The organism is Streptomyces sp. CB01635 (assembly GCF_002803065.1).
Lineage (GTDB): Bacteria > Actinomycetota > Actinomycetes > Streptomycetales > Streptomycetaceae > Streptomyces.
In genome coordinates this window covers 49,568-72,442 of sequence record NZ_NNBL01000038.1, presented here as the reverse complement: position 1 = coordinate 72,442, position 22,875 = coordinate 49,568, and the positions used below count along the sequence as shown (strand labels likewise).

The 22,875-nt window shown below is 75.5% G+C and carries 4 protein-coding genes; all 4 read right to left on the bottom strand.

Features of this window, described 5'->3' with window-relative positions; all coding sequences use genetic code 11:
• On the bottom strand, positions 1 to 497 hold a 497-nt coding region (locus tag CG723_RS48405), incomplete at its 3' end, for a beta-ketoacyl synthase N-terminal-like domain-containing protein (protein ID WP_199842104.1).
• Positions 494 to 745 carry a phosphopantetheine-binding protein gene (locus CG723_RS42355; protein ID WP_100598887.1) on the bottom strand — a complete coding sequence of 84 codons (252 nt, stop codon included), beginning with the start codon at positions 743 to 745 and terminating at the stop codon, positions 494 to 496. The genes CG723_RS48405 and CG723_RS42355, both read right to left, overlap by 4 nt.
• A 54-nt stretch (positions 746 to 799) precedes the next feature.
• Positions 800 to 7,945 (bottom strand): beta-ketoacyl synthase N-terminal-like domain-containing protein, encoded by a 7,146-nt coding sequence (locus tag CG723_RS42350; protein WP_100598886.1) that lies wholly within the window; start codon positions 7,943 to 7,945, stop codon positions 800 to 802.
• Positions 7,942 to 22,854: a non-ribosomal peptide synthetase gene (locus tag CG723_RS42345; protein ID WP_159032679.1), complete on the bottom strand. Its 14,913-nt coding sequence runs from the start codon at positions 22,852 to 22,854 to the stop codon at positions 7,942 to 7,944. Before CG723_RS42345 ends, CG723_RS42350 begins: the two co-directional genes overlap by 4 nt.
• Positions 22,855 to 22,875: the final 21 nt, after the last annotated feature.

The window sequence follows — 22,875 nt, the reverse complement described above, 5'->3', positions numbered from 1 at the left end:
ACGGCAGCCACCAGGGAGTGGGCACTCGACCACCTCGACCTGCCGCTGACGCTGGCCGAACTCGCGGACCATGCGCAGATGAGCCTGCGTACGTTCGCCCGGCGGTTCCGGGACGAGGCCGGCTCCCGGGCGAGGTTGCTGCCGGCGACGATCAGGGCGGTGCCGTCGGCGAGCTGGTCCCGGGTCAGCCCGCTGTCGCGGACAGCGCGCAGCGCGACGCACGCGGCGGTGCGCGCGGGCAGCGCGGCGCGGCCCGCGACCTTGCGCAGCCGTGCCGCCGTCGCGGGATCGTCCGCCAGGTGCCGCCCGGCCCAGTCGGCGAGGGCGAACCCGTCGAGCGCGGCGACCGGCAGGCTCTCGCCGTCGTCGTCCGCCGCCGGCAGGGTCACCGCGCTGCGGCCGGCGAGCAGCGCGGCGGTGAAGCCGTCGAGGTCGTCGGCGAGCGGGGTGAGCACCGAGGCGGCCGTGACGGCCACGGCGCCGGATATGTCACTCACGCGTGCGCGCTCGCGTGCTCGCGGAACACCGCGACCAGGGACCGCAGATCGTTGGCCTTGGTCAGCTCCGCGTTGGGCACCTTGATGCCCAGTTCGTCCTGGGCGGCGATCACGACGTCCATGCGGTCGATGGAGTTGGCGCCGAGGTCGCGCATGCTGTGGTCGAGGGTGATCTCGATGTCGGCGACCTCGGGCAGGACGTCGACGATCTGGGCGCGGATGACGGCGAAGATCGCTTCGTCGGTCATGGGGAGGTCCTTTCGGGTACTCAGGAGTGCGGGGTGCTCAGGAGTGCGGGGTGCTCAGGAGTGCTGAGGCAGGAGGGCGAGGGCCTGCTCGACGGTGAGCCGGTTGTCGCGTACGGCGCCGAGCAGGGCGTCCAGGTCGGCGGCGCTGATCTGCCCGGCGGCGGCGCCGGTCGTGGCCGGGGCGGTCGTCGCCGGGGCGGGTGCGGCGCCGCGGGCGGCGATGTGCGCGGCGAGGGCCGTCAGGCTCGGGTGGTCGTAGAGCACCCCGGCCTTCTCGTCGAGGCCGTACGCGTTGTTGAGGAACGCGACGAACTCGACGCCGAGGATCGAGTCGAGGCCCAGGGTGTTGAAGGTGGCGTGGACGTCGATGTCCCAGACGTCGCAGTACAGGGTCTCGGCGAGCTGCTCGCGCAGGGTCTCCAGGACGGCGGCGCCGCGGTCGTCGTCGGCGGGGGCCGCCTTCGGGGCGGGGGCCTGCGCCGGCTGCGGCCGGGCGGGCGGGGCGGGGACGGCCTGCTGGGCGGCGGGCCTGACCGGCTTGTCCCCGGCGGCCTTGGCGGCGACCTGGCGGGCGAAGGCGCTCGGCGTGGGGTGGTCGTACAGTTCGGTGGCCTTGATGTCGGTGCCGAACCGGGCGTTGACCAGCGCCACGAACTCCACGCTGAGGATCGAGTCGACGCCGAGCGTCTGGAACGTCTGCTCCGGGTCGAGGTCGGCCGGGTCCATGTAGAGCACCCCGGCGAGGACCTCACCGACCTCCTCGGCGACCCGGTCCTGATGCGCACCGTCGTGCGGTGGAGCGACCGGAGCGGGGGCGGCGGCGGCGGGGGCGGGCGCACGTACGGGAGCGGGAGCCGGAACGGGTGCGGGAGCCGGAGCCGTGTCCAGCGGCCGGAGGGAGATCTTGCGGTCACGAGTCATGGAGGACGTCTCCTGTGGAGTCGGAGTGGTCGTGTTCTTCGCGGGCACCGGCCGCGGCAGGGACGGGACAGCGGGCGTGGGCTCGGGCTCGGGCGTGGGGGCCGCTGACGGCTTCGGGCGGGAAGCGGGCGCGGCCCGGTCCTCACGGCCGAAGTCACGCAAGTGCCCGCGGTCCAGCGCCGGTTCGGCCCCGGCCGTGCCCTGGCCCTGCCGGTGCAGCCGCTCGATCTGCAGGTCGTACCAGCAGCGGACGCGTTCGAAGGGGTAGTGCGGCAGGGGCGCACGCCGTGCCTGCGCTCCCGCGGCCGACACCACGACCCGGTCGATCCGGCCGCCGTCGAGCCACACCCGTACGGGGTCGTCGGCGGTGACCTCGGTGCGTCGCCACGGCCGGGGGCGGCCCGCCGCGACCGCCGCCAGGCCGGACAGCAGTTCCGGCATCGACCCGGCCGCCACGGCAGCTCTGCGTTCCAGGTCGGCGCGGCCTGCCGCGAAGGTGTACGCGACGTCGGCGAGCGGTATCTGCGTGCCCCGCTCCCCCGCCGCGGTCAGGTCGTCGCGCAGCGCCGCGGCGTACGCCGCCAGCGCCTCGTCGGTGCGGGCGGACAGGAACACCACGACGGGTCCGGGCTGTTCGGGGGCGCGGGGTGCCCGCGGCGGCGGACCCTCGACGACGATGTGGGCGTTGCCGCCGCCGGCACCGAACGAGCTGATGCCCGCGCGCAGCGGCCGGTCGGAGCCGTCACGGGTGGTCCAGGGCGCGACGCCCTGCTGGACCGTGAACGGGACGCCGTCGAAGTCGATCTCGGGGTTCGCGGGGGTCGCGTGCAGCGAGGGCACGAGGGTGCGGTGCCGCATCTGGAGGAGCACCTTGGCGAGGGCGACCGCGCCGGCTGCCGATTCGAGGTGTCCGACGTTCGACTTCACGGAGCCGATGGGCAGGTCGCCCGCGCCCTTCATGCCGTCCCGTGCGAACGCCGAGGCCAGGCCGCGGATCTCGATGGGGTCGCCGAGCGAGGTGCCGGTGCCGTGCGCCTCGACGTAGTCCAGGCCGTCGGCGGTCAGGCCCGCGTCGCGCAGCGCCTTGGTGACGAGGTCGGCCTGGGCGCGCGGGTTGGGCACCGTGTAGCCGTTGGTCCGGCCGCCGTGGTTCGCGGACGTTCCCCGGATCACGCCGTGGATGTGGTCGCCGTCGCGCACCGCGTCGGCCAGCGGCTTGAGGACGAACGCCCCGACGCCCTCGCCCGGTACGTAGCCGTCGCCGCCCGCGCCGAAGCTGCGGCAGCGCCCGTCGCTCGCGGCGAACCGGCCCTGGCCGAGCATGAAGTACTTGTTGGGGTGGATCAGTACGTTGACGCCGCCCGCGATGGCCACCTTCGAGCTGCCGGCGCGCAGCGACTCGACCGCGAGGTGGATCGCGGTGAGCGCGGAGGAGCAGGCGGTGTCGACGGCGGTGGACGGCCCCTGGAAGTCGAAGTAGTACGAGACACGGTTGGCGATGGACCAGTAGGCGCTGTTGGCGAGCACGTGGTTGCCGCGCAGCCGCTCCTCCGCCTCGTGCAGCTGGTACTCGCCGTACATGGCGCCCACGAACACGCCGACGTCCTTGCGGTGCACCGGGTCGTCGGCGGTGACGAGCGTGTCCGGGGTGTACCCGGCGTCGTCGAGGGCGGCCCAGCAGGACTCGAGGAAGAGCCGGGCCTGCGGGTCGACGGTGCCCGCCTCGCGCGGAGAGATGCTGAACAGCGGCGCGTCGAAGTTCTCCACGCCCCGCACGAAGCCGCCCCACTTGGTGTAGGTCCGGTCCACGCGGGTCTTGTCCGTGTCGTACAGGGCCTCGGCGTCCCAGCGTTCGCGCGGCACCTCGGTGATGCTGTCGCGCCCCGCGAGGAGGTTGGCCCACAGCTCGTCGAGGCCGTCGGCCTCGGGGAAGCGTCCGGCGACACCGATGATGGCGACCGCGCGGGGATCGATGCCGGCGTGCGGATCGGGGGCGCCGGGCCGGGCGTCCTTGTCGCCGGTCGCGCCGCGCAGGCTCACGTCGAGGAGCGCGGTCGAGGAGGCGGGCGGCTCCTCGGTGACCGGGACGTCGGCCGGCTCGGTGGGGCCGATGAGATCGGCGCACCGCTCGGGGAACTCCTCGACGAGGTGCTCGGCGAGTTCGGCGACCGTGCGGCACTCGAAGAGGAGCGTCTTGGAGAGCCGTCCGAAGTCGGACTCCAGGAGTTCGACGACGCGGATGGCGAGCAGCGAGTCGATGCCGAGGTCGTCGAAGGGCCGGTCGGGCCACACCTGGTCGACGGGGGTGCGGGTGGCCTCGGCGACGACGGCGCGCAGCCGCTCCTCGAGCAGGCCGGCGGCGGGCGCGGACCTGGGGGTGAGGGCGGCCTGCTCCGCCGGCGTGGTCGGGGGCGTCGGCGTCGGCGTCGGCGTCGGGCTATGCGCGGGAACCGGATCCTGGGCGAGCAGCGGGAACGACTCGCGCAGCCGGTCCAGATCCCCGTACAGCACGACGGGTGCGCTCTCCTCGCCGTCGCGTTCGGGGGCGCCGAGCAGCGCCTCCAGGACGGTGATCCCGGTCGCGGACGGCATCGGACGCATCCCGAGCCCGTCGAGCACCTGCTCGGCGTCGGGGCCGGTCCGCATCCCGCCGTCGGCCCAGTACGGCCAGCTCACGGCGAGCGAACGGCCCGTGCGGGAGGCGGAGTTGACGAGGCGGGCCCGGCGGGTGACGAACTCGTCCACGGCCGCGTTGGCGAACGCGTAGTCGGCCTGGCCGGGGCTGCCGAGGGCCCCGGAGACCGACGAATAGACGACGAAGAAGTCGAGTTCCCAGCCGGCGGTGGCCGCGTCGAGCGCGGTGGCCGCGGTCAGCTTGGCCGCCAGCACCGCGGCGGCGTCGTCGATGTCCTTGCGCAGCACGTACGCGTCGCGCAGCACGCCCGCGCAGTGCAGGACACCGTGGACGGGGCCCTCGGCGTTCAGCCGGTGCGCGAGGGCGCGCACCGCGGCCGGGTCGGCGCTGTCCAGGCGGTGATAGGTCACCGATCCACCGCTGCGTGCGGCGCGTTCGGCGAGCCGGGCGATCTCGGCGCCGCGCTCGCCCTCGGCGGCGGAGCGGCCGGTGAGGACGACGTGTGCCGCGCGGGTGTCGATCAGGTGGCGGGCGAGGTGCGCGGCGAGGCCGCCCATGCCGTTGATCCAGTAGCGCCCGCCCGTGCGGAACGGGGCGCGGCCTGCGGCGGGAGCGTCGCAGTGGCGCAGGACGGAGGTGGTGAGTGTGCTGTCGCGGGCCACGCCGAGCCATCGCGCCGCGGGCGCCTGGGCGACGGCGGCGCGCACAGCGGACTCGAGGGCGTCGGGGCCGGCCTCCGCGTCGAGGGCCACCGCGGTCAGTTCGAAGCGCGGGTTCTCCCCGGCGAGCGAACGGCCCAGTGCGGCGATGCCGTGGCCGGTGACGGCGGCGTCGTCGTCGAGTGCGCCGGCGGGGAAGGGCACGACGATCCGGGCGCCGCGCCGGGACAGGGGGCGCAGCAGGGCCCTCAGCAGGGCGAGCACGCGCAGGGCGTCGGACGCGGATCCGGTGCCGGCCCCGGCGAGCGGCCACACCACGACGGGCGGCCGGGAGTCCTCGCCGAGCCGCGCGACCAGTTCGTCGCCGAGGGCGGCGGCGCGCTCGGCGTCCTCGGGGTCGGCAAGGCGCACGGCCGCACCGGCCAGGGGTGCGTCGCCGATGACGACGAGGGGGGCGGGTTCACCGCCGGGGCCGCCGTCGAAGGGGACGGTCGCCGGGGCGAAGAGGTGCACACCGGACGGGAGTACGGGGACGACGGGGGTCGCCTGCGCGGCGTCGCGCGGGACCGGGCGGAGTGCCAGACCGGCCAGCGTGAGCACCGCTGTGCCGTCGGCACCGGTGACCGTCACGTCGTACTTGCGCACCCGGCGCCCGCCGCCGGCGAGCCGGACCGGGCGGACCCGTACCCATGCCTCGCGCGGCAGCGGAGCGTGCAGGGTGAGTGTGTCGACGGCGAACGGGATGAACGTCTCGCCGCCGAGGTCCTCGCGCAGCACGCACCCGATGACCGTCTGCAGGGCACCGTCGAGGACGTACGGGCACAGGGTGTCGCCGCCGGACGGGCCGTTCGCCACGACGCGCGCCAGCGCGCCCTCGCTGCCGTGCCGCAGCTCGCGCAGCACCTGGAAGGCGGGGCCGTAGACGACACCGTGGTCGGCGAAGTACCGGTACAGATCGGCCGGTTCGGCCGAGTCGGGGTACGCGGCGCGCAGTGCGGCCGGGTCGAGGCGCTCCGGGGCGGCCGGTGGGCCGGCGAGCAGGCGTGCCTCGGCGTGCGCGGTGTCGGACAGGATGCGTACGGCGTCGCCTTCGACGACCGCGCGCAGCGTCACGGGGCCGGTGACCTCCACCGGCCGGTGGAAGGCGACGTCGGCGAGGCCGGCCGTGGCGGGTGCGGTGCGCCGGGCGGCGGTCAGGGCCAGGTCGAGCTGGGCGGCGGCGGGCAGCACCGGCCGGCCGGCCACGACGTGGTCGGCGGCGACCGGGTCCTCGGGGCGCACGGTGCGGGCCGGGGCGGCGCCGGGCCGGGGCCAGACGGTACGGGCGAAGGGATAGCCGGGAAGCCGCACGCGTCGCGCCCCTGTCGCGTCCTGTTCCGGCAGGTCGCCCTCACCGGCCGCCCAGGCCCGGTAGCCGTCGGGAGCAGCGTCGGTGACCAGAGGCCCGCCTGCCGCCAACTCCCTCAGTGCGTACGACAGTTCGGTGACGGTGGCGGCGCCGAGCACCGCGCGGATCCGGCGCCGGCTGCGGCCCGTGTGCAGGGTGTGCGCCACATCGGCGAGGGACCGTCCGGCCACGGCGCCGGCGAGGTCACCGGCGAGTTCGCGCAGCGCGGTCTCGGTGTGGGCGGACAGCACGGTCCAGCGCACGCCGCCCCCGGCGTCGGCCGCCGACTCCGCCAGGGGCGGGGCCTGTTCGAGGACGACGTGGGCGTTGGTGCCGCCGATGCCGAAGGAGCTGACGGCGGCGCGCCGCGGCCCTTGTGGGACGGGCCAGCCGCCCTCCACGACGCCCCGTTCGGCGACGCGCAGGCCGCCGGCACCGCGCAGCGCGCGGTTGGGCTCGGAGAAGGGGGCCTGGAGCGGCACAGTGCCGTTCTCCAGCGCCAGTACGGCCTTGGCGACGCCCGCGATACCGGCGGCGGTGTTGAGGTGGCCGAGCACCGCCTTGACGGAGCCGACGGCGGCCGGATGCGGACGCTCTCCTCCGTAGACCCGTTCCAGGGCGGCGAATTCGACGGGATCGCCGAGCGGGGTGCCGGTGCCGTGGGTCTCCAGGTAGCCGACCGAGTGCGGGTCGGTGCCCGCGACGGCCAGGGCCTCGCGGATCACGGCCTCCTGCCCTTCGGGGGACGGCGCGTGGTAGTCCATCTTGCGGCTGCCGTCGTTGTTGACGGCGCTGCCGCGCAGCACGGCGCGGACCGGGTCGCCGTCGCGCACCGCGTCGGCGAGGCGGCGCAGCACCAGGGCGCCGCCGCCGTTGCCGAAGACGGTGCCGTCGGCGGTGTCGTCGAAGGGGCGGCACTCACCGGTCGGCGAGAGGATCATGCCGGGCGCGGCCAGGTAGCCGGCCTGCGGGAAGTGCAGGGACGCCGCCGCCACGACGGCCAGGTCGCACTCCTGGCCGAGCAGGCTCTCGGCGGCCAGGTGCACCCCGACGAGTCCACTGGAGCAGGCGGTCTGCACGGTGAGGCTGGGGCCGGTGAGGCCGAGCTTGTAGGAGACGCGGGTGGCCGCGAAGTCCTTGTCGGAGGAGGAGAAACGGATCATGCCGGCCGCGTCGAGGTCGGTGATGGCCACGGGCGGCTGCGTCGGCTGGCCGACGGAGACGTAGGCGGCGGTGCGCAGCCCGGTGCGGTCGGGGGCGAAGCCCGCGTCCTCCAGGCCGTGCCAGGCGACCTCCAGGAGCAGGCGCTGCTGCGGGTCGAGCCACTCGGCGTGCTGGGCGCTGTATCCGAAGAACTCGGCGTCGAAGGCGTCCGCGTCCTCCAGGACGACTCCGGCGGGGACGAACCCCTCGCGGGCCACGGTGGCCCTGTCGTGCCCGAGGCCGATGAGTTCGGCCTCGGTGTAGCGGCGGATACCGGTCTTTCCCTCCTCGAGCAGCTCCCAGAGCCGGCCGGCGGAGGTCGCGGGCCCGAATCGGCAGGCCATGCCGACGACGGCGATGGCGTTGGGGTCGATTCCGGGGTCGTCGTGGGTCATCGATCGTCTCCGAGTCGGAACGCGCGCCGCAGCTCACGGCGGGAGGGTCGGACGGGTGCGGTGGCCGCGGCCGCGACGTGGCCCTTCGGGGAGGGGGCGAGGCGTTCGGCGAGGAGGCCCGCGATGTCGTCGACGGTGGGCCGGGCGAACAGGTCGGCGAGCTCGATGCCGGTGTCCGGGTAGGCGTCGTCGAGCCGTGCGAAGAGCCGCCCGAGGAGCAGGGAGTTCCCGCCGATGTCGAAGAACCTCCGGTCGCTCGGGACGTCGTCGATCTCCAGCAACTCGCCCCACAGGGCGAGGACTTCGCGCCGCAGGTCCGCCGTGCTCGCGGCCGCTGCGCCGGGGCGGTCGGTGTGCGCGTGCGCCCGCGGGTCCGTCCCGGCCCCCGGCTGTGGCAGGGCGCCCTGCGCGGCCAGCCGTACGGCTTCCTTGCGGTCGACCTTGCCGTTGGGCGTCAGAGGCAGTCCCTCCGCCGCCACAAGGCGGTCGGGGAGCATCCACGGCGGCAGCGTCGACGAGGCGAAGTCGCGCAGTTCGCCGAGGCTCGGCAGACTCTCGCCGGTCCGGGGCACGGCGATCACGAGGAGCCTGGCCGAGGGGCCTTCGCCGTGTACGGCGAGGACGGCGCGGGCGAGCGCGGGGTGCGCGCCCAGCACAGCCTCGATCTCGCCCAGTTCGACCCGGTGGCCGCGGATCTTGACCTGGCTGTCGGCCCGGCCGAGGAAGAGCAGCCGCCCTTCCTCGTCGCGGCGCACCAGGTCGCCGGTGCGGAACCAGCGTCCGCCGCCGACCGCGCGGACCGGGTGACCGGTGAAGCGCTCGGCGGTCAGGCCGGGCCGCTGCCAGTAGCCCTGGGCGACACCCGCCCCGCCGATCCACAGTTCGCCCGGCTCCCCCGGTGCGGGGGGACGGTGGCCGTCGACCTCGGTGAGGACCAGCTCCGTCGCGCCGATCGGCTCGCCCAGGTGCACCGGGCCCGTGTGCGTGACGCGCGCGATGGTGGACCAGATGGTCGCCTCGGTGGGGCCGTAGACGTTCCAGAGGCTCCCGGTGCGTTCGACGAGGGCGGTGGCGAGGTTGCCCGGCAGGGCCTCGCCGCCGCACAGCGCGGTCAGTCCGGGCGCCCCGCTCCAGCCGCCGTCGACGAGCAGTTGCCAGCCGGCCGGGGTGGCCTGCATGGCGGTGATCTTGCGGGTGTCTAGCAGGCGGGCCATGCGCCGGGCGTCGACGACGTCCGAGCGTTCGGCGACGACGACCGTGCCGCCGACGAGGAGCGGCAGGAACAGCTCCAGGACCGAGATGTCGAAGCAGACGGTGGTGACGGCGAGGAACCTGCCGGGCGCCCGCTCGTCGATGCCGACCCTCGCGGCGATGGCGTCCAGGGTGTGGACGACGTTGCCGTGCGTGACGCCGACGCCCTTCGGCTTGCCCGTACTGCCGGAGGTGAACATCAGGTACGCGAGGTCGGTGGGCCCGGCGGGCGTTCCCGGCGTGCCCGAGGGCGCGGCGGTGTCGGCCCGGATGTCCCGCGGGTCGACGATCCGCAGTCGCTGCGGCAGCAGCCAGGTCAGGTCCCGGTCGGCGAGGGCGACCTCGCAGCCGGCGCCCTCGACGACCATCGCGAGGCGCTCGCTCGGGTAGGAGTCGTCCAGCGGTACGTACGGGCGTCCGCTCTTGAGGATGCCGAGGAGTACGGCGGGCAGCCGCGCGGAGCGGTGCATGAGGACGGCGACGGGCTCGCCCGGCGCGGCGGTGGCGTCGACCCGGCGTGCGACGGCGTCGGAGAGTGCGTCGAGTTCGGCGTAGGTGAGGGTCTCGTGGTGGTCCTCGACGGCGGTCGCGTCCTGGCAGCGCCGGGCGCTGGCGGCGAAGCGCGCCACGAGGGTGCCGGCGGCCGGGTCGAGCAGGTCACCGACGGCTGAGCGGGTGTTGCGCGCCAGTTCGACGGTGGTGCGGCGCAGGTCGTCGACGAAGCGGTCGACGGCGGCGCCGTCGAGGACGGCGGTGCGGTGGTTGGCGAGGATCTCGACGCCCTCGGGGGTGTCGGTGACCTCGAGGCCGAGGTCGAAGTGGCCGCGCTGGCCGCGCCGGTGCACCGGCTCCCATCCGTCGTCGGCCGCCTCGGTGCCGCGCTCCCAGTTCTGGTAGGCGAGGGTGACGGTCGGCACGCCGTCGTCGCCGTGCGCGGCGCGGCACAGCGCGGCGAACCGCGGGTAGGGCAGCGCGGCGTGTCCCACGGCTTCGCGCACGGCCCGGCCGAGGTCCTGAAGCCAGGTGGCGAGCGGGAGTTCGAGGTCGAGGTCGACGCGCAGCGGCACGGTGTTGACGAAGCAGCCGACAGTGGCCTCGTCGCTGTCGGAGCCGCGCCCGTACGTGGGTACGGCCATCAGCATCGAGCGATGCCCTGTGGCCCGCGCGAGGGCCACGGCGAACGCGCCGAGCAGCGCGGTGAACCGGGGCACTCCGGCGGCGCGTGCGATGTCGCCGAGCGCGTCGGACAGGCTGCCCGGCAGACCGTACTCGCGGTGGGCACCGGCCGCGCCGGCCCCTTCTCCGCCCCCGGGGAAGAGCACGCCCGCGGGCGTGCCGTCGGCCAGCCGCGTACTCCAGTGCTGTTCGGCGTCGGCCCACTCGGCGGCCGCGGCGGTGTCGCGTTCGCGGCGCAATGCCCCGGCGAACGACCCGGCCTCGGGGAGGTCGGCCGGTCCGCCGCGGGTGAGCGCCGTGTACAGGGCGGCGACGTCACGGCGCAGCAGGTCCGCCGAGCGGCCGTCCACGACGATGTGATGGGTGGTCAGCTGCAGGACGGGGCGGTCTCCGGCGACCTCCCAGAGAACGGCCCGCAGCAGGGGTTCGGACGAGGTCCGCAGCCGGCGGTCGGCCTCCTCGGTGACGGCACGCTCCAGGGAGTCCTCGTCGACGATCCGGGTGACGAGCGCCGGCGTGTCCCGGGCGGGCACGAAGGCGGGGTTCCCGTTGTGGGTGCGCACCGAGCACCCCAGCACGGGATGGCGCCGCACCAGTTCGGCGACGGCGCCACGCACGGCCTCGCGGTCCGCGCCCGCGGGCAGCCGCCAGGACAGCGAGATGTTGTACGGGGCGTGCGGCGCGGCCGACTGGTCCGCGGCCCACATGCCGAGGAGGCGATCGGGCAGAGCCGCCGGAAACGTGTCGGGAACGGCAGGGGCGGTGGCGGGGGCAGGTTCGGCAGGGGCGGGTTCGGCGGCGGCAGGTTCGGCGGCGGCGGGTTCGGTGCGTGCACCGGTCCCGGCGGCCGGAGCGAACCCGGCCGCCTCGACGGCGGCCTTCAACTGGGCCCCGCGCGCGTCGAGCAGACGCTCCGTCAGATCTTGTAGGCCGGTGCTGTCCAGGAGCAGGGACAGTGGCACCCGGCCGAGGTCGTCCTCCAGGATCCGGCACAGGCGCATCAGGGCGATGGAGTCGACTCCGTAGTCGGAAAGGGGTGTCCCGGGGTCGAGTTCGTCGGCGCTCCTGCCCACGGTGTGCGCGACCCGCCCGGTGATCCAGCGCAGCGCGGCCTGCGGGAGTCCGTCCGCGGGCGGCACGGTGACGGGCGCCCCTGAGGACACCGGCTCCCGCGCGGCAGGCGCCTCGGCGGTTCGGGCAGGGACGTCAGGCGCGTCGTGGCGGACCTCAAGGGCCCGGTCCCACACGTCGAAGTCGCCCGCCACCAGCGCCGCGTACGGCGTCGGGGCGTTCTTCGCCGGGTCGAGCAGGGGCCACACGGAGCGCAGGGCGGTGCGGGTGGCGACCGGGCGCAGGCCGTACGTACCGGCCAGGTAGGTCAGTGCGTCCGGCTCCGGAGCCATGCCCGCGTCCGCGAGGACCGGCCAGCCGACGGACAGGGTGCGGCCCGGCCGCCCCGACGCCGTGCGGCAGGCGGCGAAGCCGTCGAGGAACCCGTTGGCGAAGGCGTAGTCCGACTGGCCCTGGTTGCCCACCAGCGCCGCGAGGGACGAGGCCAGGACGAAGAAGTCCAGCGGGTGTCCGGCGAGCGCCGCGTCCAGGCGGAGCGCGCCGAGGACCTTCGCGCGGCACACCTCCTGCACCGCCTCGGGCGTCTTGCCCCGCAGGAATCCGTCGCGCAGCACTCCCGCGGTGTGGACGACACCGCGAAGCCGTACGCCCTCCCGCTCCAGCCACCGCACCAGGTCGGCGACATCGCCCGCGTCGGAGACGTCGCAGCGCCGGTAGGTGACCGAACCGGTCCGGCGCAGTTCCTCCAGCGCCGCCTCGTCCGGTTCCGAACGCCCCACCAGCACCAGCCGTGCCCCCGGCGCGCGCGCCAGGACATCGGCGGCGACATGCCGGCCGAGCCCGCCGAGCCCGCCGGTGACCAGGTAGGTCCCCAGGGGGTCGAGCACGGTGCCCGCCGTGGCCGTGTCCGTGGCAGCTGTGTCTGTGGCTGCGAGGGGAGTGAGCACCGACACCCGGCGCCCCTGCGGGCCCAGCCGCACCCAGTCGACGCCCCCGGCGGCACGCATCGCCTCGGCCATCAGGGCCTCGGCTTCAGCGTCGTCGGGGTGGTCGCCACCGTGGACGTCGAGGGTGGCCAGACGCAGCGCGAAGCGGCCGGTCTCGCCGGCGACGGTCCGCGCCAGGCTGTGCAGCCCGTGCACCAGCGGCGCGACGTCGCCGTTCTCCTCGGCCCGGGTCACCAGCAGGATCCGGGCCCCGTCCAGGGCCCGGCTGCGGACGAACGCCCGCAGCAGTCCGAACACGGTGGCCAGCGCACCGCTCGCGAACCTGGACCACTGCGACGTAACGCCGTCCTGGGTCAGCGGGGCGCAGCCGAGTCCGTCCGCGGCCGGGCCCCGGGTGAGGTCGACGAGGACCACGCCCGGTGTCCCGGTGCGTTCGGCCGTGGCCGCGAGGACCTGCTCGTCGCCGGCCTCCCCCGACGTCAGGGTGGCGGCGGCCTGTGCGCCCCACCGGGGCACCGCGTCCCCGATGACCCACAGCGGCCCCTGCGGGCCGGCGTGTGCGTCGTCGCCGACCGGGGCCGGCCGCCAGTCGAGGCGGTATCCGGCCACCGGTGCGCCGTCCGCCGCGCCGTCGCTCGTGTCCGTGGTCGCCGGCCGCGGCGTGGTCGGCTGCGGCCCGGCGTCGACGCGGATGCGGAAGCCCGCCACGTCGACGAGCACGTCGCCGCTGTCCGGATCGATGATGTTCAGGTCGAAGACATGGATCCCGGCCGCGTCGTCGCGGCGTACCCGTCGGGCGTGCACATAGGCGCGGCCGGTGGCGGGCTGATGGACCGTCAGCCGGTCCACGGCCAGTGGCCGCAGGGTGCGCCGGGTCCCGGTCTCCTCGGTGAGGAGCAGATACGCGGCGCTCTGGCAGGCCCCGTCGAACAGCGCCGGGTGCAGCACGTGGCGCCCGTCCGGGTCCTCGCCTTCGGCGAGCCGCAGCTCGGCGGTGACCTCGTCGCCGTGGACGGCGGCGCGCCGCACGGTGCGGTACAGCGGTCCGTACGCGAAGCCGTGCGCCGCGAAGGACCGGTAGAAGTCCTCCTGGCCGCCGTCGCCCAGGTGGGTGTCGAGGTCCGCGGTCCGGTAGACCAGGACCGGCCGCACCGGGCCCGCCGCCTCGGGTCCGGGCGCGGGCTCGGCCCAGCCCTGGGCGACGACGGCGTCCGCGACGGAGGTGGAAAAGCGCCGTGCGCCCCGTGCGTCGGGCTCCTCGAGGACGGTGGTGACCGTCATCGGCAGTCCGGTGGCCGGCTGCGGCCAGACCAGGTCGCGCAGCACGGTGCGGTACGGGTTCCCGCCCGCGCCGAGCAGTGCCTCGTGCACCAGCTCGGGGTGGAACGCCCCGGGCAGCACAAGCTCACCGTCCACCACGTGGTCGGCGACCCAGCGCGACGCGCCGCCCAGGCGCGCGGTCACGGTCCGGGAGGCGGGCACGGTCACCGTGTCGGCCAGCGGCATCGGGGACGAGGAGGTCTCGGGAAGGGCGCAGCGCACCCGGGCGAGCGGCGTACCCGGCAGCGGCACACGCCGCCCGGCGGCCGGGCCTGTGTACGTGCCGTCGGTGACCCAGGCGCGGGCGGCCGCGTCGGCCTCGGGCGGCGCCGGGTCCGTCACGAGGGCCGGGTGGGAGGTCCCCTCGGCCAGCGCGTGCAGCGCGGCGCGCAGTTCGGCCTGGTCGTGGGCGGTCACGGCGGCCCGGTGCGGCCCGTGGTCCCGGCCCGTGTGCAGGGTGTGGGCGATGTCGGCGAGGGCGAGTCCTTCGACGGCGCCGGCGAGCGCGCGGGCCGTGCCGGCCAGTCGGTCGGCGTCCGGCGCCGCGACCGGTATCAGTACGGGGCCGAAGGGCTGTGGCGTCGCCGGTCCCGCGTCGTACTCCTCCAGGACGACATGGGCGTTGGCGCCGCCCGCGCCGAAGGAGCTGACGGCCGCGCAGCGCGGGACTCCCGTGCCGTCCCAGGGCTCGGCGGCGGTCTGGATGCGCAGCGCGGTGCCGTCGAGGCCGAGCTTCGGGTTGGGCCGCTCGGCGTGCAGGGTCGGCACGAAGCGCGCGCGCCGCAGCTGGAGGATGGCCTTGGTGAGTCCGGCGATGCCGGCGGCGGCCTCGGCATGGCCGATGTTGGACTTGACCGAGCCGACGCGCAGCGGGCCGTCGGCGCCCGCCTCCTCGAAGGCCAGGGCCAGGGCACGCAGTTCGATGGGGTCGCCGAGTTCGGTGCCGGTGCCGTGCGCCTCGAGATAGCCGACGGCGGCCGGGGAGACCCCGGCCTGGCGCAGCGTGGCGCCGATGAGGGCGGCCTGGGCGCGCGGGTTGGGAACGGTGTAACCGCCACTGCCGCCACCGTGGTTGAGGCCGGTGCCGCGGATCACCGCGTGGATCGTGTCGCCGTCCGCCTCGGCCCGGTCCAGGCGCTTGAGGACGACGGCGCCCGCGCCCTCACCGGGCACGAAGCCGTCGCCGCCCGCGCCGAAGGCCCGGGTGTGCTCGCCGCGCGAGGGCATGCCGAGCGCGCACAGGCCGGTGAACCGGTCGGGGTGCAGGTAGAGGTTGACGCCTCCGGCGAGTGCCAGGTCGGCGTCGTCGTTCTCCAGGGCCCGGCAGGCAAGGTGCAGGGCGGTCAGCGACGACGAGCACATCGTGTCGACCGTGAGGCTCGGGCCGCTGAGGTCGAAGACGTGCGACACCCGGTTGGCGACGGACGCGGCGGCCGTGACGGCGTACTCGGGGTTGTCGGCGCCCGCGGCACGGGCGTCGCGCTGGGCGAGCAGGTGGCTGTTGGCGGTGACGCCGGCGAACACCCCGACGCGCGGGCCGCCCTGGGTGCCCGCGAGGGTGCGCCGGGCGTAACCGGCGTTCTCGAAGGCTTCCTTGGCGATCTCCAGGAACAGCCGCTCCTGCGGGTCCATCAGGGCCGCGTCGCGCGGGGTGATGCGGAACATCGCGGGGTCGAACGCGTCGATCCCGTCGACGAAGCAGCCCCAGCGGGCGTAGCCGCCGCCCGTGGTGCGCGCGGTGCGCCAGTCCCAGCGCTCGGCGGGCACCTCGCGTACGGGGGTGTGCCCGGCGTTCAGCAACTCCCAGAAGGCGGCGAGGTCCTGGGCGCCGGGATAGCGCCCGGCGATCCCGACGACGGCGACGGCGGGTGCACCGGTGTCGCGGCTGCGGCGCGCGGGGACGGGCGCCGCCTCGGCGGCCCGCTGCTGCGCGGCGGGGCGTACGGCCGGCTCCCTCCGCAGGGGTGCGGGCCGGGGGGACACGGTGGGTGCGGGCGCGGCGGGACGGGCCGGTGCGAGATGGCGCGCGAGCGCCCTCGGGGTCGGGTGTTCGAAGAGCAGGGTCGCCGCGACGCTGCGCTCGGGGAACATGCCGCGCAGCCGCTCGCAGAACTCCTCGTTGAGGAGCGAGTCCACGCCGAGGGAGGGAAAGTCGGTGTCCGCATCGAGCAGTGCGGGGTCCCGGACGGTGAGTTCGCCGACGAGCCGCAGGAGGCGCTCCAGGAAGGAGGCGTCCTCCTCGACGGCGGGCGACGGCTGGGCGACGGGGGCGGCCGGTGCGGGCGATGCGGCGGCGGGCGGCAGCGCCGCGCCACGTTCGGCCAGCATCTGGGCCAGCTGGTCGACGGTCCGGTGCTCGAACAGCGCGGTCGCGGCGACCGGTCCGTACCTGCGGGACACCGCCTCGACGAGCTCCATGTTGAGCAGCGAGTCCACGCCCAGCTCCTGCCAGGGCAGATAGCCGGGCACATCGGCGTCGGAGCCGCCGAGCAGGTCGCGCACGATGGCGCGCAGCCCATCGGCGATCTCCGGGACCGTGGCACCGGCCGCTGCCGGGGCATCGGCGGCAGTGGCGGCGGCGGGCGGCCGGCAGGTCAGCAGGGCCACGCATCCCGGCGCGTCGCGCAGATGGTCCACCTCGGCGAGGCTCCAGCCGTGCTCCTCCAGCAGGGACCGCCAGCGGGGCACGTCGAGGAGGGGGCCGTGGGGCAGGCGCCGGTCCGTGTCGACATAGCCCCACCAGCCGTCCGTCAGACCGAAGGTGAGGGTGTAGACCGCGGCCGGGACGACCATCTCGACCAGCAGCAACCGGCCGCCGGGGGCGAGCAGTTGCTCGATGTGGGCGAGGGTGCGGGACAGGTCGCGGGTCGCGTGGATCACGTTGCTCGCCACGACGAGGTCGACGGCGGCGGGTGCGAAGCCCTGGGCCTCGGGACTCTTCTCGATGTCGAGCAGGCGCGGTCGCACGCGGTCGCCGAAGCGGCGGCGCCCGTGCTGGAGGAAGGCCGGGGAGACGTCGGTGTACGCGTAGTCGGCGACGCGCACACCGCGGGCGTCGAGCGCGGCCAGCGCCGACGCGGTGGTGCCGCCGACGCCCGCGCCGATCTCCAGGACACGCGGTGCGGCAAGCGCGGCGGCGGCGTCGCCGAGGGCCGCGGCGGCGGCGGAGTTGACCGGGTCGAAGAGCTGGTTGCCGCTGTAGACGGCGGTGACGCCGCTCAGGTCGCCTCCGGGGAACAGGACGGCGGTGACGGGCAGTTCGCCGCGCAGGACGGGACCGTACGACTCCAGGGTCCGGTCGAGCAGCGTCAGGTGCCCGGCGAGGTCGGGGTGGTCGGCCAGCAGCGTGTCGCGGATGCGGACCAGTTCGGCCCCCGCGGGCACAGGCAGTCCGGACTCGGCGTACTGCGCCAGGAGTTCGAGGATCGCGGCGATCAGCCTGCGGTGTCCGGGTACGGCTGCGAGCAGTCCGGCCGCCGCCTCCGTGTCGACGTCGGGCCGGGCGGCGAACTCGGGAGGCAGGCCGAGTTCGCTCATCCGGTGGGCGAGTGCGGCACGGGCGTAGCGATCCAGCCGGTGCGCGGCGTCCTGCCCCTGCGGGGCCGGGTGGTCGGGTGCCGGGCGCGCGGTGAGCGGGCGCAGCGGCTCGGGATCACCGCCGAGCACGAGGGACTGCGGTCGGTTGCCGGACATGCCCGCTTCCAAGGCGGCCACTCCCCTTTCCGGTATGAATTCGGTGATCCCGGGATATTCACGCTTGACGTGCGCGGTGTACCGGCGGGCGAGCCCGGTGCCGTGCCACAGCCCCCAGTCGAAGGTGCGTACGGCGAGGTGCGCGTCCCCGTCGACGGCGGTGGCGTAGTGGTCGAGGAACGCGTTGGCGGCGGCGTAGTTGAGGCCGCCGACGCTGCCGAAGAGTCCGGCGGCGGAGGAGAACAGGACGAGCGCGGCGGGCCGGCCGTCCGGGCGGGTGCGCAGGGCGCGGCGCAGCGCCAGGACCGCGGTCACCTTGGTCGCGAGGACCTGGTCGAGGTCGGCCGGGGTGAGTTCGGCGAGGCGGGCCGGGCTGATCGAGCCGACGCTGTGCACGATGCCGTCCGGTTCACCGAACGCGGCCCGGCATGCGGCCAGGGTGCGCTCCACGGCGGCCGGTTCGGTGACGTCGGCGCTCAGGTACCGGGCGGTCCCGCCGAGGGCCGCGAGTTCGTCGAGCAGGGCGCGGGTGCGGTCGTCGGCGGCGGAGCGCCCGACGAGCAGCAGCCGGGCGCCGTAACGCCGTGCGAGGTGGCGGGCCACCTCGGCGCCGATGCCTCCGGATCCGCCGAACAGGACGTAGGTCCCGCCGTCGGTGAACGCGTCGCCGGAGGCGGCGGGGGCGGGCTCGGGGCGGTCCGTGTAGACCTGACGCAGGCGCCGCGTGCCGCGCAGCGCGATGAGCGGTACGGCCTGGGCGCAGGGTTCGCTCAGGGCCGCGGCGACCTGGGCGGGTGTGGCGGCGGCGTCGAGGTCGACGGCCGCGGCGCTGACGCCCTCGATCTCCCGGGGCAGCGTGCGGACGGCGCCGAGCAGGGCGCCCTGGAGCGACGCGCCGGGTGAGGGGGCGCCGCCGTCCGGGTCGGTGAGGCCGGCCGTGACGAGGGTGAGGCGGGCGGGACGGGCGGCCGCTTCGAGCGTACGGGCCACGGTCAGCAGGGCCGCGAGCCATTCGCGCAGCCGGCGGATCCCGGCCGTGTCCTCGCTCCAGCCGGAGCCGTCCACGAGAAGAGCCACGTGGCGGGCCCCCCGCACCGCCTGTGCGAGGTCGGGAGAGTCGCGCCGCACGGTCCGGGCGCCGAGGCCTTCGGCGCGGTGGAGATCGGCCGCGTCGTGGACGAGCACGAGCCCGTCGAGCCGCGCGGTGTCCGGCCGGGTGGTCACGGAGGGCTCCGCGCACCACTCGGGCACGAGCACACGGACGGCGGGCGCGTCGGCGGGCGCCTTCTCGGGCGCGAGGTCGCCGCCCGCGGCGGGCGCCGAGTGGGCGGCCGTCCCGGTGGCGTGCAGCCGCAGGCCCGTGACACGCAGTACGGTCCTGCCGTCGGCCTCCGCGGTCAGGTCCACGACGGTGTAGGTGGCGCCCTGCGCGGTGCGGCGGACCGTCAGTTCCGCCGTGTCCGGGACCACGCCGGACCATTGGACGTGGTCGGCGGCCGCCGCGACGCGGGAAGCGGAGCCGTCCATCAGGACGCACGAGGTCTGCAGCGCCGCGTCCAGCCACGCCACGCGCCGGGTGCGCCGGTCGGTGGCGGCGGGGGCGACGATCCGGGCGACGGCCTGCCCGTCGCGTCGGCGCACGTCGTGCACCACGCGGTAGACCGGCCCGACCTCGATCCCGTTGCACTGGAGGAAGGCGCCGAGATCGACGGCCTGCTCCGGGCTGCCCGGTTCCGCGACACCAGTGGCCGGCACCGGTGCCGGAGGGTCGGTCGCCGGGACGGCGCGGGCGACGACCACACCCTCGTGCTCGACGGCGAGACGCACGGCGCCGTCCGTCTCCTCGGCGCTGCGCACCAGACGCGCAGAGCCGCCTTCGGGCACGGATACGGGCCGCTGGAACCGCAGTTGCCCGAGCGCGACGGGTCCGCCGTCCGCGAGCGCGTCGATCAGTGCGGCTCCGGGCAAGGTGGTCCGCCCGCCGACGCGGTGCTCGGCCAGCGGATGGCCGTCCTCGATGACGTAACCGCTCCCGCGCCCGGAGAACGCAGAGGACGCAGAGGACGCAGAGAACTCAGAGAACTCAGAGAACTCAGAGGACTCGGGGGCCGCAGCGCCCGGAAGCCAGTAGGAGTGACGTTCGAAGGGGTACGGCACCAGCGGTACGCGGCGCGGGCGGGGTCCCTCGGGCAGGCGCGAGGCCCAGTCCCCGACCGTGGTGTCGGCTCCGCCGAGCCAGTCGCGCAGCCAGGGGTCAGCGGGCTGCTCCTGCGTGCCGCGTTCGGCGAACTCCCTTGCCAGGCAGGCGAGTTCGGCCAGGCCGGTGACGACGAAGAGGGCGCGGTACGGCAGGTGACGCCGGCCGGACTGGAGCGTCCAGGCGATCTCGTCCAGGGCGGGCGAGCCGGGCGAGGCGGCCAGCTCAGCCGTGCGGGCGGCCAGCCGGGTCAGCGAGCCGGGTGTCGCGGCCGACAGCGGCACGGCGAACGGCCCGTCGCCGGCGGCGTGTTCGCGGGGCAGGTCCGGTGCCTCCTCCAGGACCACATGGGCGTTGCTGCCGCCGAACCCGAACGCGCTGACGGCCGCGCGGCGGGGCGCGCCGCCGGTGCGCGCGGGCCACGGCACGGGCTGCGCGGCGACCCGGACCGGGGTCCCGTCCAGTTCGATGTGCGGGTTGAGACGGGTGAAGCCGGGCGTGCCCGGTATCAGCCCGTGGCGCAGGACCTGAACCGCCTTGACGACGCCGACCAGGCCCGAAGCTCCTTCCAGATGGCCGATGTTGGCCTTGGCGGAGCCGACCCAGATCCGGCCCTCGGGCCCTTCGGCGCGCGCGGGCATGCCCTGCGGCTCCGCGTCGAGGACCTCCCGGAAGGCATCCAGCTCGATCGGATCGCCGAGCGGCGTGCCGGTGCCGTGCGCCTCGAGGAACCCGAGGTCGGCGGCGCGCAGTCCGGCCCGGCCGAGCGCCGTGCGGATCAGCCCGCTCTGGGCACGGGGGTTGGGCGCGGTCAGCGCGGCGGCCCGGCCGCCGTGGTTGACGGCGCTGCCGCGGATGACGGCGAGTACGGGGTCGCCGTCCGCGACGGCGCGGCGCAGTGACTTGAGTACGAGCCAGCCCGCGCCCTCGCCCCGGACGAACCCGTCGGCGTCCGCGTCGAAGATCCGGCTGCCGCCCTCGGGCGAGAGCATGCCCGCCCTGCGGTAGGCGCGAGCGTTGAATCCGTTGCTCAGGAGGTTGGCGGCTCCGGCGAGGGCGACCTCGCACTCGCCGGAGCGCACCGCGGCCTGGGCGAGGGCGAGCGCGGTGAGCGCGCCGGAGCAGGCGGTGTCGACGGTGATGCTGGGCCCGGTGAAGTCGTACAGGTGGGAGACGCGGTTGGCCAGGAACGCGGGGAACGTGCCGGTGGTGGCGTACCCGTCGGCCGAGGCGGCGCGTTCCACGAGTTGCTCGCGGTAGTCGTAGCTGCAGGCGGCGGCGTACACCCCGACGGGCGTGCCCGCGAGGGTGTCGGGGGCGAGTCCGGCGTGTTCCAGAGCGTGCCAGCTGAGTTCGAGCAGGGCGCGCTGCTGGGGATCCATGGAGGCGGCCTGACGGGGTGTCACTTCGAAGAAGGGCGCGTCGAACAGGTCGATGCGGTCGAGGAGCCCGGCGCGGAACCCGGCGGGCACCTCCCCCGCGAGCCGTCCGGCCGCCACCGCCTCGATCCGGCACTCCCCCTGGCTCAGCAGCTGCCAGAAGGCCTCGGCGTCGTCCGCCCCCGGCACCTTGCAGGACATGCCGATGACAGCGACGTCGTCGTACCCGCCGGGCCGTGCGTCCGCGACCCCGGCGGGTACGGGGGCGGGCGCGGCCCCTTCGGCGGGTGCCGCCCCTTCGTCCTGCGGTTGTCCGGGCAGCAGCGCCGCCAGCTCCGTCAGCGTCGGGTGGCGCCAGACTGCGGTCGCCGGCAGCTGCACGCCGAAGGCGGCACGGGTCTCGCGGATCAGGCGCAGGGCACGGGCGGAGTCAAGACCCTGCTCACCGAGCGGGCGGCCGGGGTCCGCCGGATGTCCGAGGACGTCGGACGCCAGGGCGACGAGCCGCTCCAGCGCGTCGGGAGCCGACCGCGGGGTGTCCACCACCGGGCCGGTCGTGGCGGCGACGGCGGGCTCGGCGCCGCCCGCCGCGCGCCGCCCTGCCGCCTCGGTCTCGGTCTCTGCCTCGGTCTCGGTCTCGGTCTCGGTCTCTGCCTCGGTCTCGGTCTCTGCCTCTGCCTCTGCCTCTGCCTCCAGGGATTGCCGCACAGCGTCCAGGTAGGCGGACGCGTCGCGCCCGTTGAGCACCGTGTGGTCGAAGGCGAGCACCATCCTGCGCACCGCGCCCCGGCCCGCGCCCTCGACCGCGCCGAGGAACAGGGTCGCCACCGCCGGCGGCACGACCACCGGCACCGCCAGCGTCGGTCCCCGGTCCCCCAGGTGGGAGAGCATCAGCGTGACCCGGCCGTCGGCCTGCGACTGCCCGTCGAGTGCCTCTTCCACGGCCTGCGCGTACCGCGCGTCGAAGTCCTCGGCCGTGACCTCGTCGGCGCCGCGCACCACCGCGACGGTGAGGTCTCCGTCGTCGGTGGCCACGGCGATCCCGAGGTCCACGTGCTCGTACACGCGCAGCGCGCTCTCGTCGAGCCGCCGCGAGCGCAGCCGTGCCGCGTCGGGCGCCGCCGCACAGCGGGCCGCGACCCGGGCGAAGGCCTGGAAGACGGTCGAGAAGCGGGCGCCGCGGTGTTCCCGCAGGGCCCGCTGCAGCGTGTCCTCGGCGACGAGGGCGGAGACGACCGCGGGAACGACCTGGTCGCGGGCGCCGAGCATGGCCCGGTTCAGGGCGCGCTGCCGGATCGACTGGGTGACGTCGGTGAAGCCGGTGACCGGCGCCGGCGCCGACGGGCCGTGAGCGCCGGGTGGGCCGACCGTACCGACCTCCGCGCCGGCGTCCGCGCCGCTCTCCCGCTGCTGGGCGACGTACCGTTGCAGATCGGCGGGCATCAGGCTCGTGCCCGCCGCGGGAACGTCCGGCAGCAGTGCCTCGTCGATGCCGAGGCGCCGGGCGTGGGCGCGGGTGCGGGGCGGAATGCGGCGGGTCGGGGTGAACTCCCGCCCGGGTGCGCCCTGTACGGACGCGCCGGGCGCGCGCTCGGCGGCCGCGGTCCGCGGTCCGGTCCCGGCCTTGTCGCGGTCCGGGGCGATCCGGCCGACGGCGCCGCCGATCGCAACGGTGTCCCCCGCCCGGACCAGCCAGGCGTCCAGGATCCCGGCCACCGGGGACTCGATCTCGACGGCCGCCTTGTCGTGCTCCATCTCGTAGACGACCTCGTCCTTGGCGACCGCGTCGCCCGGTTGCTTGAGGAACCGGACGATGCGGACCTCGACGATCCCCTCGCCGAGGCGCGGAACGGACAGCACCGACTCCGTGGTCATCTGCGCTTCCTTCTCCATGCG

Coding starts and splice junctions, on each gene's coding strand:
- CG723_RS42355 (WP_100598887.1), bottom strand. CDS start 745: ATGACCGACGAAGCGATCTTCGCCGTCATCCGCGCCCAGATCGTCGAC.
- CG723_RS42350 (WP_100598886.1), bottom strand. CDS start 7,945: ATGACCCACGACGACCCCGGAATCGACCCCAACGCCATCGCCGTCGTC.
- CG723_RS42345 (WP_159032679.1), bottom strand. CDS start 22,854: ATGACCACGGAGTCGGTGCTGTCCGTTCCGCGCCTCGGCGAGGGGATC.